Annotated in this window: 14 protein-coding genes; 11 read left to right on the forward strand and 3 right to left on the reverse strand. The window is 70.6% G+C overall.

Features of this window, described 5'->3' with window-relative positions:
* Positions 1-52: 52 nt before the first annotated feature.
* From SACE_RS21955 to SACE_RS21970, 4 genes are all read left to right on the forward strand, one after another.
* On the forward strand, positions 53-1,129 hold the full coding sequence (locus tag SACE_RS21955; RefSeq protein ID WP_029622113.1) for a DUF917 domain-containing protein: 1,077 nt from the start codon (positions 53-55) through the stop codon (positions 1,127-1,129).
* Positions 1,126-2,637 carry a PucR family transcriptional regulator gene (locus SACE_RS21960; RefSeq protein WP_009950655.1) on the forward strand — a complete coding sequence of 504 codons (1,512 nt, stop codon included), beginning with the start codon at positions 1,126-1,128 and terminating at the stop codon, positions 2,635-2,637. Before SACE_RS21955 ends, SACE_RS21960 begins: the two co-directional genes overlap by 4 nt.
* Before the next feature lie 204 nt (positions 2,638-2,841).
* A complete protein-coding gene (locus SACE_RS21965) occupies positions 2,842-3,231 on the forward strand; it encodes an ArsR/SmtB family transcription factor (protein WP_011874377.1) in 390 nt (129 codons plus the stop codon).
* 4 nt (positions 3,232-3,235) lie between these two features.
* A complete protein-coding gene (locus SACE_RS21970) occupies positions 3,236-5,242 on the forward strand; it encodes a heavy metal translocating P-type ATPase (protein WP_009950651.1) in 2,007 nt (668 codons plus the stop codon).
* A 199-nt stretch (positions 5,243-5,441) separates the two neighbouring features.
* Here SACE_RS21970 and SACE_RS35930 read toward each other — a convergent pair whose 3' ends face one another.
* Positions 5,442-6,275 (reverse strand): NAD-dependent epimerase/dehydratase family protein, encoded by an 834-nt coding sequence (locus tag SACE_RS35930; protein ID WP_231849723.1) that lies wholly within the window; start codon positions 6,273-6,275, stop codon positions 5,442-5,444.
* Between the two features lie 339 nt (positions 6,276-6,614).
* Here SACE_RS35930 and SACE_RS21980 point away from each other — a divergent pair, with 339 nt between their 5' ends.
* Both SACE_RS21980 and SACE_RS21985 read left to right on the forward strand, forming a co-directional pair.
* Positions 6,615-7,439: an IS5 family transposase gene (locus tag SACE_RS21980; protein WP_011873634.1), complete on the forward strand. Its 825-nt coding sequence runs from the start codon at positions 6,615-6,617 to the stop codon at positions 7,437-7,439.
* A gap of 129 nt (positions 7,440-7,568) precedes the next feature.
* Positions 7,569-8,033 (forward strand): hypothetical protein, encoded by a 465-nt coding sequence (locus SACE_RS21985; protein ID WP_011874378.1) that lies wholly within the window; start codon positions 7,569-7,571, stop codon positions 8,031-8,033.
* Between the two features lie 2 nt (positions 8,034-8,035).
* Here SACE_RS21985 and SACE_RS21990 read toward each other — a convergent pair whose 3' ends face one another.
* Positions 8,036-9,085, reverse strand: a complete 1,050-nt coding sequence (locus SACE_RS21990; protein ID WP_231849724.1) for a LacI family DNA-binding transcriptional regulator — start codon at positions 9,083-9,085, stop codon at positions 8,036-8,038.
* A 293-nt stretch (positions 9,086-9,378) separates the two neighbouring features.
* Between SACE_RS21990 and SACE_RS21995 the strand changes: the two genes are divergently transcribed.
* The 5 genes from SACE_RS21995 (at position 9,379) to SACE_RS37825 (ending at position 13,640) form a co-directional block, all read left to right on the forward strand.
* A complete protein-coding gene (locus SACE_RS21995) occupies positions 9,379-10,398 on the forward strand; it encodes a Gfo/Idh/MocA family oxidoreductase (protein WP_009951448.1) in 1,020 nt (339 codons plus the stop codon).
* Positions 10,399-10,507: 109 nt separating this feature from the next.
* On the forward strand, positions 10,508-11,449 hold the full coding sequence (locus SACE_RS22000; RefSeq protein ID WP_009951445.1) for a sugar phosphate isomerase/epimerase family protein: 942 nt from the start codon (positions 10,508-10,510) through the stop codon (positions 11,447-11,449).
* A 24-nt stretch (positions 11,450-11,473) separates the two neighbouring features.
* Positions 11,474-12,904 carry a sugar porter family MFS transporter gene (locus SACE_RS22005; protein WP_011874380.1) on the forward strand — a complete coding sequence of 477 codons (1,431 nt, stop codon included), beginning with the start codon at positions 11,474-11,476 and terminating at the stop codon, positions 12,902-12,904.
* Positions 12,905-13,041: 137 nt separating this feature from the next.
* Positions 13,042-13,203, forward strand: a complete 162-nt coding sequence (locus tag SACE_RS36705; protein ID WP_197537703.1) for a Chromate resistance protein ChrB — start codon at positions 13,042-13,044, stop codon at positions 13,201-13,203.
* Between the two features lie 290 nt (positions 13,204-13,493).
* Positions 13,494-13,640 carry a hypothetical protein gene (locus SACE_RS37825; RefSeq protein WP_009951443.1) on the forward strand — a complete coding sequence of 49 codons (147 nt, stop codon included), beginning with the start codon at positions 13,494-13,496 and terminating at the stop codon, positions 13,638-13,640.
* 55 nt (positions 13,641-13,695) lie between these two features.
* Here SACE_RS37825 and SACE_RS22010 read toward each other — a convergent pair whose 3' ends face one another.
* Entirely contained in the window at positions 13,696-14,196 is a 501-nt protein-coding gene (locus SACE_RS22010) for a site-specific integrase (protein WP_011874381.1), read from the reverse strand.
* Positions 14,197-14,211 lie beyond the last annotated feature (15 nt).

The following is a 14,211-nucleotide window of genomic DNA, read 5'->3' on the forward strand; positions in this document are numbered from 1 at the left end:
GAATTGGCAACCCCGCGGCGCCGGCCGCGACGGATGCGGCAGGCTGTCCGGCATGCGCATCGGGTTACCGGACGTGACCGCATTGGAACGCGGCGTGTCACTACTGGGCTCCGGCGGCGGTGGTGACACGGTCACCGCCGCCGCGCTGCTGCGGGAACAGCTCACCACCCAGCCCGGCGCGGTGCTCACCCCGGTCTCCGACCTGCCCGCCGACGCACTGGTGGTGCCGGTCGGAGTGATGGGAGCGACCCCGGTGTTCTCCGAGAAACTGCCCGTCGGCAACGAGATCCGCGCCGCCGTCCGCGCGATCGAGCACTGGACCAGGGCCTCCATCGACGCGCTCGTCTCCATCGAGGTCGGTGGCCTGAACGGGATCATGCCGCTGGTCGCGGCGCTCGACCTCGAACTTCCCCTCGTCGACGCGGACCTGTGCGGCCGGGCCCTGCCGCGCCTGGACCAGTTCTCGGTGGCCGCCGCGGGCAACGGCCTCGCCCCGGCCGCGCTCGCCTCCAGCGGCCAGACCCTCGTCATCGCCGAGGCGTCCTCGGTCGAAGTCGAACGAACCGCCCGCTCCGTGCTCTCCTCCGCCGGCGGCTGGGCGGCGCTGGCGCTGGCGCCCATCCCGGCGCGGGAGCTGCCGGAGTGCGCGATCGTCGGCACGGTCGGCGCCGCGCTCGCGCTGGGCGAGCGAGCGCTCGCCATCGGGGAATGCCCGGAAGGCGACGCGCTCGCCGCCGCCACGGGTGGCCGGGTGCTCGGCCTGGGCCGCGTCGTGGAGGTCTCCCGGCGCCCCGGACCCGGCGAACACGGCCGCGCCGGTTTCGGCCGCGGCAGTGCGACCGTCCGGGACCACCGCACCGGATCGTTGCTGAGACTGGAGATGGAGAACGAGTATCTCCTGGCGATGCACGACGGCGACCCGGTGGCGTCCACACCGGACCTCCTGGCCGTGCTGGACCGCCGGACGTGCGTGCCGATCCCGTGCGACACCATCCGCGCCGGCGCCGACGTGGCGGTCCTGCAACTGCCCGCACCCGGCTTCTGGACCGACCCGCGGAGGTTGCCGCTCCTGGCGCCGAGGGCCTTCGGCATCGACTGCGACCCGATCCTGCTGGAGGGGACACGATGAGCAGCGTGCGCGACCTGCTGGCCCTGCCGGAGTGGCGGGAGTCCGTGCGGGTGCTGGCCGGGGCCGACAAGCTCGACTCGGCGGTCCGCGCGGTGCGGCCGATGCGAGCGGAGCGCTCGATCGAGCCCGGCGAGCTCGCGGTCGTCGTGGAGCCGGTCTCCGCGGGCGACTGGCGCATCGACGCCCTGCTGCGCCAGGTCGCCGACGGCAGTGGAGTCGGCGTCCTGCTCCCGGACACCGGAGTGCTGGCCGGCACGCGCCTGCTCGGCGACCGCCTCGGCGTACCGCTGCTGGTCGCCGAGGTGCCGTCGCTCGACCTGCTGATCGCGGCCCGGCTGTTGCTGGCCGCTCCAGGGCTCGATCGCGCGAACCTGCTGATGGCCATCCACGACGCGGTCGGCGACCAGGTCCGCCCCCCGGAGGACGTGGTCGCCGCGCTGCGCGAGGTGTTCGCCGCGCCCGTCGCGCTGCTCGACGACCTCGGCGTCCCGCTCTCGGGGGACCTCATGGCGACCGACGAGGTGCGGGTGGACGAACCGGTGCCGCAGCGGATCGCCTTCGACGGCGGCGTGCTGTTCGCTCACCCGGTGCGGATGCCCGACACCCCGCGGCCGACGTTGTGGCTGGCCACCGAGCTGCGCGGCACGGGCACCGCGCGGGCCGCGGCGATGCCGCCCGCGCTCGCGGTGGCCGCGGGCACGGTGCAGCGGTGGCTGCTGGCGAACCGCGTGCGGCTCGAGCGCGACGCCCGGTCCCGCGCCGCGCTGCTGAGCGACATCCTGCGGCACGACACCGAACCCACCGCCGACCTGCGCCGGCGCGCCGCGGACGCGGGCTGGCGGCTCGGCGGCTGGCACGTCGGCGTCCGCATCGGCACCCAGTCCGGTGTCGACACCGTGGCCCGCGGCCAGGAGGCCCGGCGGGCGCTGCGGGTGGGAGGCAGCGACGCCGTCGTCGTGGAGCACGGTGACGGCTGGACCGCCTGGTTCACCTTCGACCAGGAGCCGACCTCCGAAGAGGTGCGCACGCTGGCCGCCCAGCTCCGCGACGCGCACCGCGACTTGCAGCGCACCATGGACGCGCACATGGGCGTCGGCCGGCCGCATCCCCACGCCGACGGCCTGGCGGACACCATCGCCGAGGCGACCGACGCCGCCCGGATGGCCCTGACCCGCCCGGAGTCGGGCCGGTTCCTGCACGTCGACCAGCTCGGCATGGCGCAGCTGCTGCTGGAGTGGACCCGCACCGACACCTTCGAGCCAGCGGCCCGCGCGCTGATCGGCCCGCTGCGCGACCAGCCGGGCGACCTGGTGCGCACGCTGATGGCGTATCTGGACTCGGAGTCGTCGATCGCCGAGACCGCCGCGGTGCTGGGCGTGCACCGCAACACGATCGCGCCGCGCATCGAGCGGATCGAGCGCCTGCTCTCGGTGGACCTCAAGCACCGCGACGAACGTCTCGCGCTGCACCTGGCGTGCCGCGCCGTGACGCTCGCCGAGGGCGCATGAACCACCAGTCCACAGCGGACACCTCTGGGCCGCTGTGACCGCTGCGGCCGTCACGCCTTCACCCGGACCGCCGGCTCAGCGCTTGAGTTCGGCTTCGATCGCAGCCCGCAGCCCCTCGTAGGCGGGTGGGGGCTGCAACCGCTGGCGTTGACCACAGCGCTGAGCTCCGTGACCTAACAGTTCAATGAGCGTTAGTATGTTGATGTGACTGTGGAACGTGACGACGGCTGCGACCTGCTGTGCCTCGACCTCCCCCACGCCGAGGAGATCAGGACCGGCCTGCCTGGGCTCGCGGTCGTGGAACCGGCGGCGGCAGCGGCGCGCGCCCTGGGCGACCCGACACGCCTGACCGTCGCCGCCGCCCTGCACACCGGCGGTGAGCAGTGCGTCTGCGACGTGTCCTGGGTCGTGGGCCACGCCAAGAACCTGGTGTCGCACCACCTGCGGCAGCTCAAGGCCGCAGGGCTCGTGACCTCCCGCAGGGACGGGAAGCTGGTGATGTACGAGCTGACCGAGCAGGGGCGCGCGCTGACGGCCGCTGTGCTCGGCCTGTCCGCGGATGCGGCTACCGCCGATCCGGGCCGGGAGGGCTGAGCCGATGAGCGCTGAGTGCTGCGGCCCCGCCGAAGCCGGTCCATCGCAGGAACACAGCCGCGGTGAGCAGAGCGCGGAGCGGTTGTGGCAGGTTCGCGAGCTGCGCCTGGCCGCCGTGGCGGCCGTGCTGCTCACCGCGGGGTGGCTGATCGGGCTGGCGGGCGCCGAACTGGCCGGTGTCGGTTTCGAGCTGGCCGCCGCCGTGGCCGGCGCCGCGACGTTCGTTCCGGGCGCGTTGCGCAACCTGCTGCGTCGCCGGGTCGGTGTCGGCACGTTGATGACCATCGCGGCCGTGGGCGCGGTGGCGCTCGGCCAGTTCGCCGAGGCGGCCCTGCTCGGAGTGCTGTTCTCCATCGCCGAAGGGATGGAGCACTACGCGATCGCCCGCACCCGGCGCGGACTCCGGGCGCTGCTGGCTCTGGTCCCGCCCACCGCCACGGTCCTACGTGACGGAGCCGAACAGCAGGTCTCCCCAGACTTCCTCGCGGTGGGCGACCTGATGGTGCTGCGCCCTGGTGAGCGTGCCGCCACCGACGGCGTGATCCGCTCGGGCCGCACCAGCCTCGACCTCTCGGCGATCACCGGTGAATCCGTCCCGGTCGAGGCCGGTCCCGGCGAGACCGTGCACGCCGGTGCGATCAACGGCGGCGGCGCCGTCGAGGTCGAGGTGACCGCACCGGCCTCGGATTCCTCGCTGGCGCGGATCGTGCACATCGTCGAGGAGGCCCAGGACCGCAAGGGCCGCGGGCAGCGGCTCGCCGACCGCATCGCGCGCCCGCTGGTGCCCGGCATCATGGTGCTCGCTGTCCTGATCGCCGCGCTCGGGCCGGTCCTGGGCGAGCCGCTGGTCTGGATCGAACGCGCGCTCGTCGTGCTCGTGGCCGCCTCCCCCTGCGCGCTGGCGATCTCCGTCCCGCTGACGGTCGTCGCGGCGGTCGGCGCGGCCAGCCGCACCGGCGCGCTGGTCAAGGGCGGGGCGGCGCTGGAAGAGCTCGGACGCGTCAGCACCGTGGCGGTGGACAAGACCGGCACCCTCACCCGCAACGAGCCGCAGGTCGTGGCCACCATCGCGGCCGACGGCACCACCGACGCCGAGGTGCTGCGCATCGCCGCCGCGCTGGAAGCGCGCAGCGAACACCCGCTGTCCCGGGCGATCCTGTCGGCCACCGACTCCCCCGCCCCCGCCGACGAGGTCACCGCCGTGCCCGGCCACGGACTCCGCGGACACCTCGAAGGCGTTGCGCTGCGGCTCGGCAAGCCCGGCTGGATCGACCCCGGGCCGCTCACCGACGACGTCACCCGCTGGCAGCAGCAAGGCGCCACTGTCGTGCTCGTCGAACGCGACAGCACCGTGCTCGGAGCGGTCGCGGTCCGCGACGAACTCCGCGACGAAGCACCCGAAACCATCCGCCGGCTGCGCGCACTGGGAATCAGCACGGCGATGCTCACCGGCGACAACACCCGCACCGCCACCGCACTGGCGCGGCAGGCCGGGATCGACACCGTCCACGCGGAGCTGCTCCCCGAAGACAAGGCCGGACTGCTCGAGAGGCTGAGCAACGGCCGCAAGATCGCCATGGTCGGCGACGGCATCAACGACGCACCCGCCCTGGCCACCGCCGACGTCGGCATCGCCATGGGCGCCATGGGCACCGACGTCGCGATCGAGACGGCCGACGTCGCGCTGATGGGCGAAGACCTGCGCCACCTCCCGCAAGTCCTCGCCCACGCCCGCCATGCGCGCGCCGTGATGCTGCAGAACATCGGGCTCTCGATGGCGATCATCGCCGTGCTGATCCCCCTGGCCGCCGCCGGCGTCCTGGGCCTGGCCACCGTCGTGTTCGTGCACGAACTCGCCGAAGTCCTCGTCATCGGCAACGCCATCCGCGCCGCCCGCACCCGGCCGCTGCCCGGCACCACGCCAGTGGCGCCGCCCCACGACCAGCAACCGTCCATTGTGGGCAAGCCCAGTAGCCGTCCGGACAGCGACGGGTGCTGCGACGCCTGCTGAGCACCGGCGGCGTCCGTCGGCAACCCGTTCAGGCCATCAGGCTGACCCGGGACGTCGTGCCGGAGCGTGGTGCGGGATCAGGCTCAGTGGGCGTGGCTTCCCCGCCGGACAAACAATTCTGCCGGCGACGCAAGTCACCGGGTCTGCCCGGGGATGAAGGGACGCGGCATGGCCACGGCGACTTCACCGTCACTCCGAACTACACGGCGAGAGGCCGATCCACCTCGAGCTGGTCGTGTTCGATGAGCCAGCGAACGGACTCGAGCACGGCGGGCCCGGGCTCGTACGTGGGCGAATACCCGAGTAGCGACTTGGCTTTCTCGATCGTGAGGCAGTGACTGCGGTAGAGGTGTTCCCAGCTCACCTGCGCGTGCTCGTCGGTCGTGGTCGCGCGGAATTGCTCCCACGACACGCTCTCCAGCGAAGCCTCCTGCCCGAACCAGCTCGCTGCTTCGTGCGCGAACCCGCGAACGTTCAGGGCCGTGGGGGCGACGACGTTGAAGTCCTCCCCACCTGCCATGTCACGATGCGCGATCGCCCTCTCGAAAGCCTGGGCCACATCATCGGCGTGAACGTGGTGCATGAGCTCGACACCGAGCCCGGGGATCCGCAGTGGCTGCCCGGCCGACAGCGTGCGCCAGACAGCGGGGTCGTAGTTGCCGGTCGGTCCGATCGGGGCCCATCCCGGACCGACGATGTGCCCGGGGTGCAGCGACGTCGTCACCACACCGCCGCCGGCGGTCTCGTCCTTCAGCATCCGCGCGATTCGGTCCTTCTGGATGCCGTAATCACCGAACGGTTCCGTCCCCGTCCCCTCCGCGATGGGCAGGCTGTTACTCGGCCCGTAACGCCACAAGGAACCGCAGTGCAGCAGGTGGCCTACCTCTCCGCGAAGTCGTTCCACGAGAGCGACAGCGGACTCGAGGGTGAAGCACACCAAGTCGACGACGACATCCGGACGCAGCCCCGCCACCCTGTCGCCGAAAACGCCCTCGGCGTCCTCCTGCTGACGATCCGCCACCACCTGCTGCACGTGCTGCCATTCAAGCGAGTCGACATAGCGGCCCGATTTCCCCGGCTGATGTTGAAAACCTCATGGCCCGCGCGAACCAGCCGCGGGATGAGGAAAGTGCCGATGTGCCCGCTTCTCCCGACGACGACAACTCTCATACCGCTCCTCTGATCAAATGGAATGCGACTTCCCACTCCGCTGCGGCGTCGTCCGCAGCTCGCGCTTCGGCCCCTGACGCGACTCGTGATTCGGCCCCCTGACCGCGACGACAACTTCGGATTAAGGGGTCCTTGCATAATGATCTTGGTCTGGCATGGTGGTGGCTGGAGTTGATCACGTTTCGATCGTTGGGAGCGTGGGATGGCTCGCCCGAGGCCGTGGGAGGTCAGCGACGAGTTGTGGGCGTTGATCGAGCCGTTGCTGCCCCGGCACGAGCGTCGGTTTCGGTATCCGGGTCGGCGTCGGATCGACGATCGCAAGACTCTGCAGGGCATCTTGTTCGTGCTCTACACCGGCATCCAGTGGGAGTTTCTGCCGCAGGAGTTGGGATTCGGCTCGGGGTCGACGTGCTGGCGGCGGTTGGCCGAGTGGCAGCAGGCCGGAGTATGGGAGCAGTTGCAGCGGGTGCTGCTGGATCGCCTGCGAGCGGCCGATCAGTTGGACTTCTCCCGAGCGGTCGTGGATTCCTCCCAGATCCAGGCCAAACGGGGACGTGGTTGCCCAAAAGTCGGTCCGAGTCCGGTTGACCGTGGTCGGCCGGGCTCGAAGCACCACGTCATCACCGATGCCTGTGGAACCCCGTTGCGGGTGGTGCTGACCGGCAGCAACCGCAACGATGTGACCCAGCTGGTGCCGCTGGTGGAGGCGATCCCACCGGTGCGCGGACGGCCGGGTCGGCCCCGCCGCAAACCCCGCCGCCTCTACGCAGACCGGGCCTACGACCACGACGTCTACCGAGACAAGCTGCGGGCCCGGGGCATCACACCCCGGATCGCTCGCCGAGGTGACGACCACGGTTCCGGCCTCGGCAAGCTGCGGTGGGTGGTCGAAGCCGCGATCGCCTGGCTGCACGGACCACGCCGCCTACGGATCCGCTGGGAAACCCGCGACGACATCCACGACGGCTTCCTCCAACTCACCCACTGCATGATCCTCGCCGCCAAGCTCCCCACACACGCAATCTGAAAGGACCCCTAAGTCCCGTGGGAGGTACCATCACAATCCCCCCACGCTGGCGCCTTCCGGCCGGCAGCAGGACGAGGCACGTCGATTGATCGGGCTCAACGACGAGGAGCAATGGTGAGCCGACTTGCCGTGACAGGCCACCGAGGACTGGCACCGTCGACGACCGCGCTGGTGAGCTGGGCGCTCTACGCAGACCTCGGGCAGTATGACGAGGACTTCCTGGTCGGCTTGAGCTGCCTCGCCGACGGCGCGGACGCACTCTTCGCCCGGGCGGTGCTCGACCGCGGCGGCTCGCTGGTCGTCATCGTTCCGGCAACCAACTACCGCGACAAGCTGCCCGAAGAGCACCACGCTGAGTACGACGACCTGTTCAGCCGCGCCTCGGACGTCGTCCGGCTCGACTTCCCCGACTCCACCTCGGAAGCGCACATGGCCGCCAGCATCAAGATGCTTGAGATGGCCGACAGGCTGTTCGCGGTCTGGGACGGAGAACCCGCGCGCGGCTACGGCGGCAGCGCCGACGTGGTCGCCGCCGCCCGCGAACGCGGCACACCCGTCACCATCATCTGGCCGGACGGAGCCCAACGCGACTAGCTTCACGAAGCGCGCGGCGGCCCGGTGCTTCCCCGCACGACAAGGGTGGGGTTGAGGACGATGTCGCGGTCGGCGGTGCGTCCGTCGTCGAGTCGTTCAACGGCCGCCTGGACGGCGAGCTCGGCCACTTCGGCTGCGTCCTGGCGCACGGAGGTCAGGTCGATGAACGACAGGCGTGCGAGCTGGCTGTCGTCATAGCCGACGATGGAGACGTCCTCGGGCACGCGGACGCCGGCGCGCAGGAGCGTGGTGAGCAGGCCGTGGGCACTGCGGTCGTTGCCGGCGATGACCGCGGTGGGGAGCTCGTCGTGCGCGAGCAGTTCCCTGGCCGCCTGGGCTCCGGACTCCTCGGTGTAGTCGCCGGAATGGATCTGGATGTGCTCGGCGAGTCCGTGACGGCGCATGGCGGCACGGTAGCCGCGCCGCCGCTCACCGGCACCCGGCATGACACCACCGTCGAGGTGGGCGATGGCGCGGTGCCCGAGTTCGGCGAGGTGGTCGACCGCCTGGCGCACCCCATTGCCGTCGGCGGTCCGGACGACGTCCACGCCGGCGGCTCGCGCGGTCGGGTTGATCTCCACGACGGGTGTCTGGCCGGCGACCGCGGCCAGTTCGTGGGCGCTGGACTCGGTGCCGATGATGATGATCGCCTCGCTGCGCAGCGCGAGCAGCTCCTCCACGGCCTGACGCTCGCCGCGGGTGGCGACCATGGCGCTGAGCACGACGTTGTAGCCGTGCTTCCTGGCCGCGGGGTAGACCGCTTCGACGATGTCCACGTCGTGCGGGTGGCGCATGGTGAACAGGACGCCCAACTGCCGGCTGCGGGTGCGGCGCAGGAGCTGGGCTGCGGCATCGGGGCGGTAGCCGAGCTCCTCGGCGGCCTGGAACACGCGCTCGCGCGTTTCGGCACTGGCGCCGGGCTGGTTGCGGAACACCAGTGACACGAGGGCCTGGGAAACCCCGACGCGCGCGGCGACGTCGGACATGGTCGGACGTTTCGCCCGGCCCGGCGAGCCACCCGGCACGCCCGGCCGGGCACCTGGATCCCGCATGCGTTCCTCCCGCGATCTGCCGTGCAGGTATTGACATGCATAACACCCCGCTCCCATAGTACGTAGCACTTGTACGTACTAGTTGTACGAAAAAGTGACCCCGCCGTTCGTCACACCCACGGCGAGCGGGCGGTCCGAGACGCGCACGACCTCGGTCGCGCGGTGACCGCGAGGCCGCGCGGCAGGCGACCCCTGCCAGGAACGGTCGATCCACACAAGCCTCGATTCAGTGAAACGTCCTTACCCGATGCGCCTCCGAGCAGACCGGAGCATGCGACCAGGAGAGACGAGCAATGACCATGAACATCGGTGTCATCGGATGCGGCCTGATGGGCGCCGATCACATCCGCACCCTCACGACTGCGGTGTCCGGTGCCCGGGTCGCCGCGGTGAACGACGCCGACGAAGGCCGGGCAGCGGGAGCAGCGGCAGAGGCGGAGGGTGCACGGGTGCATTCCGATCCGTTCGGCCTGATCGACGACGCGGAGGTGGATGCCGTGGTGGTCGCCTCCGCCGACGAGACGCACGAGGAGTTCGCACTCGCCTGCGTGCGGGCGGGCAAGCCCGTGCTCTGCGAGAAACCGCTGGCCACGACGAGTGAGGCGTGCCTGCGCGTGGTGGAGGCCGAGATGCGCGGGGGCCGACCGCTGGTGCAGGTCGGGTTCATGCGCCGCTTCGATCCCTCCTACCTGGAGATGAAGCGCGTGCTCGACTCCGGCCGGATCGGGCGGGCGCTGATGTTGCACAGCGTGCACCGCAATGCCGGCTACCCACCGGCTCTGCCCGACTCGGCCCTGATCACCGGCACCGGCGTGCACGACATCGACATCGCCCGCTGGCTGCTGGGCCAGGAGATCGTGACCGCCACCGCGCACACGCCCAGGCGCTCCGGACTGGCCCGGCCGGATTTCCAGGACACCCGGTTCCTCGTGCTCGAGACCGAGAACGGCGTGCTCGTCGACGTCGAGATCTTCGTCAACGCCGGCTACGGCTACGACGTGCGGGGAGAGCTCGTCGGCGAGCTCGGCAGCATCTCGCTGCACCCTCCGGCCACCCTGACCACCCGCTACGAGGGGCTGGAGGGCCGGCCGGTCGCGCGGGACTTCCGTCCCCGTTTCCAGGACGCCTACCGCAACGAGCTGCAGGCGTGGGTGACCGCCGGCGCCTCGGGCGAGGTCCGCGGAGCCACGGCCTGGGACGGCTACGCCTCCGCCGCGGTCGCCGAAGCATGCCTGCACTCGGTGGCCACCGGATCGACCGCACCCGTCGAGATCGCACCGCAACCCGCGCTGTACGCCCCGCTGGCCGCGTGACCACCTCCGGCCGACGGGCCCCCTCGGCCCGCTCGGACTCCACGCCGCCGCCTCACCCGCTTCGACCCGCGGCCCGGACCGCACGACTCGCAATGAGGAGAACCCGACCATGAACATCGGACTGATGACCGACAGCGTCGCGGCACTGTCCACGACCGAAACCCTCGACCTCGCCGCCGAGCTCGGAATCGACACCGTCGAGTTCGCCACGGGCAACTGGTCGACCGCCCCGCACCTCGACCTCGAGGGCCTGCTCGCCGGCGAAGCGGCCCGCGCCGAGTTGTCCGCGGCGTTGCGCGACCGCGGCCTGCGCCTCTCCGCGCTGAACGCCAGCGGCAACCAGCTCCACCCCGTCACCGGCGCCGAGCAGGACCGCGTCGTCCGCGGCACGATCCGCCTCGCCGGGCTGCTCGGCGTGCCCACGGTCGTGCTCATGTCCGGCCTCCCGGCCGCGCCGGGCGACAGCACGCCGAACTGGATCACCACGTGCTGGCCGCCGGAGACCACCGAGGTGCTCGAACGCCAGTGGGAGACCGCCACCGGCTACTGGCGGCAGCTCGTGGAGTTCGCACGAGCCCACGATGTGCGGCTCGCTCTGGAAATGCACGCCAACCAGCTCGTCTACAACGCGCCGACCCTGTTGCGGCTGCGCGAGGCCGTCGGCCCCGTCATCGGTGCGAACATGGATCCCAGCCACCTGATGTGGATGGGCTCCGACCCGATCCAGAGCGTCGAGGCGCTCGACGGCGCCATCTACCACGTGCACGCCAAGGACACCCGCCTCGAATCCGACCGGCTCGGGCTGACCTCCCGCCTCGAAACGCTGCCGTTCGACCGCGTCGGCGACCGCGCCTGGAACTACGTCACCCTCGGCGACGGCCACCCCGGCGGCACCGCGTACTGGTCGGAGTTCGTCGCCGCGCTCCGCTCCTCCGGCTACACGGGCACGCTGAGCATCGAGCACGAGGACCTCGCCTGCACTCCCGTCGACGGCGTCCGCCGCTCGGTGGACCTGCTGCGCGCCGCTCTCCACACCGAACCCGTCGCGTGAGCAGCAGAAAGGCAGGACCCTGCGATGACGCAGACAGTCTCGGCTCAACCTGAGGCCCGCACGAGCAGACCGAAACCCCTCGTCCGGATCATCACGGCGGTGGCGACCCTGGGCGCGCTGCTGTTCGGCTACGACACCGGTGTCATCTCCGGTGCTCTGCCGTTCATGGCACTCGGCCCGGAACGAGGGGGACTCGGGCTCACCCCGGTCACCGAAGGGATCGTCACCTCCTCACTCGTGTTCGGGGCGGCCTTCGGCGCCGTCCTCGGCGGCCGCCTGTCCGACTGGCACGGCCGCCGGCGCAACATCCTCACGCTCGCGGTGGTCTTCTTCGCCGGGGCTTTGGGCACCGCGCTCGCCCCGAACACCGAGACCATGATCCTCTTCCGGATCGTGCTCGGACTCGCCGTCGGCGGTGCTTCGGCCACCGTGCCTATGTTCATCGCGGAACTGGCTCCGGCCCACGGCCGCGCCCAGCTCGTGACCCACAACGAGCTCATGATCGTGACCGGCCAGCTGCTGGCCTACACCTCCAACGCGGCCATCGTGAACTTCTGGCCGGGCGATCACGCGTGGCGCTACATGCTCGGTCTCGCGACGATCCCAGCGGTGCTGCTGTGGCTGGGCATGCTGTTCCTGCCCGAAAGCCCGCGTTGGTACGCGTCCAAGGGCCGCTTCGACGAAGCGATGGCGGTCCTGCGCCGGATCCGCGACGCCGACGAGGCCGGACGCGAGCTCGCCGACATCCGCAGATGTGCCGAGAACGTACCCGAGACCCACCGGGGCGAGTGGACGAACCTGCGCACTCCCTGGATCCGCAAGCTCGTCGTCATCGGTGTCGTGCTCGGCATCTCGGTACAGCTCACCGGCGTGAACACGATCATGTACTTCGCGCCGACGATCCTGCAGGCCACCGGCCTGGGAACGACGGCGTCGATCACCGCGAGCATCGCCAACGGCGTGGTCTCCGTGGCCGCGACGATCCTCGGGATCTGGCTGCTGGGACGACTGGGCAGACGGCCCATCATCATCACCGGCCAGGTCGGCGTCACGATCTCATTGGTGCTTCTCGGTGCCTGCTTCCTGCTGCCGCAGTCGACGTTGCGCAGCTACGCGGTCCTCGGCTTCATGCTCATCTTCCTGTTCTTCATGCAGAGCATGATCGCGACCGTGTGGTGGCTGATGATGTCGGAGATGTTCCCGCTGCGGTTCCGCGGCTTCGCGATGGGTATCGCGATCTTCGCCCAGTGGATCAGCAACGGGACCGTGGCGCTGACCTTCCCGGTCCTAATCAACTCCTTCGGCGGCAACACGTTCTTCATCCTCGCGCTGATCAACTCCGCGACGATCGTCTTCCTCGCGAAGTTCCTCCCGGAGACGCGCGGGAAGACGTTGGAGGAGTTGGAAGAACACTTCCAGGAAGCCGACCCGGCCCCGCAGGCGTCGACTTCGTAGCCGTACGACTACAACCGAAGAGATCCGCTGCCCTGAAGTGTGACGGGGCAGCGGATCTCTTTTCGTTCGGCCGTCGTCAGCGCGATGTAACGGCCGCTACATTCGCCGCTGTGACATCGGGTGACGTGTCGTGACTGGTGCTGGTCATCAGGCTGCCCGCCGAGCCGTCCCGGCATCGCGTGGCCGTCTGGCGCGAGCTGCGCAAAGCCGGGGCGCTGTTGTTGGGGCACGGCACCTGGGCGATCCCCGGACGTACCCGCCTTCGCGCAGGGGGTGCGGCGGGCGGGCGGTCGAGCTGACCGGCAGCGCGGGCGGACAGGCGGTCACCCGAAGAGGACCGTGCGGTGCTGGCTGCGTAATGCGAGCCCCGCCGAGCTGGCGCGGCTGAAACTTTCGCCCGAGGTCTCTTGAGCGCGTCGACCGCGTGCTCAGGGCGTTTTCGCTGCTGCGGCACACGCGCGGCCAGTGTGCGGGGCAGCCGTTGAAGCCGGACCCGTGGCAGGAAGCGACTTCCCCCGTATGCCGGAATTTGAGTCGATGCTCCGGGTCAGCAGCGGGCCTGGGAGGAGGGGAGGCAGCCTTCAACGACATGGGCCAAATCTTCGAGGAGATGCACGAAGAGAAGGCAGCCCGCGAAGCTGAGCAGGACGCGCGCGAACTTGACAGCTCGATCTCGCGCGCCGAGCCCTGGGAGTTAGCCAGCAGTCCAAGAACGAAGGCTATCGTTCCCGAGTGATCGCCCTCATCGCCGCGGTGGTGGCCATCATCGTGCCGCTGATTGCGAGCTGACCTCAGAGGCCGACGCCCTTCATCGGGTTGTCACGCCACCGGTCAGTGGCTCGTACGTAGCCCAGAACTACCGGCGAGCCCTCCGCCCACCGGCCGTGCGCCGCGATCACCGACACCGGCGCCCCGGCCCCTGTACGCCGACGTGGCACCCCGGCCCGCAACGAATGGGCCGAGTAGTCCTCGGCGTGCGGCAGCCCGGCCGCGACCGCCCGAGCGCGCACCACGTCTTCCACTGCATCCGTGGACATGCTGGCACCAGGACGGCCGTGCCGGTTCACCGAGCGCAGTAGGCGACCAGAGGTGATGCCGCGCGCGGTCAGCGCCGCCCGCCAGGCTCGCACCAGTCGGACCGGGCAGGTGTCGGCGTGCTGCCCGTACGGAATGGCGACCTCCGCGCCCTGGGCGTCCTGATCGGTCTTGGAGGTTCGGATCAACTCTCCAGCGTCAGCCGTCTCGCGCACGTCCTCCAGGTTCAGCGCGACCAGCTCACTGCGGCGACCCATCATGGCAAGGCCCAG

Source organism: Saccharopolyspora erythraea NRRL 2338 (assembly GCF_000062885.1).
GTDB lineage: Bacteria > Actinomycetota > Actinomycetes > Mycobacteriales > Pseudonocardiaceae > Saccharopolyspora_D > Saccharopolyspora_D erythraea.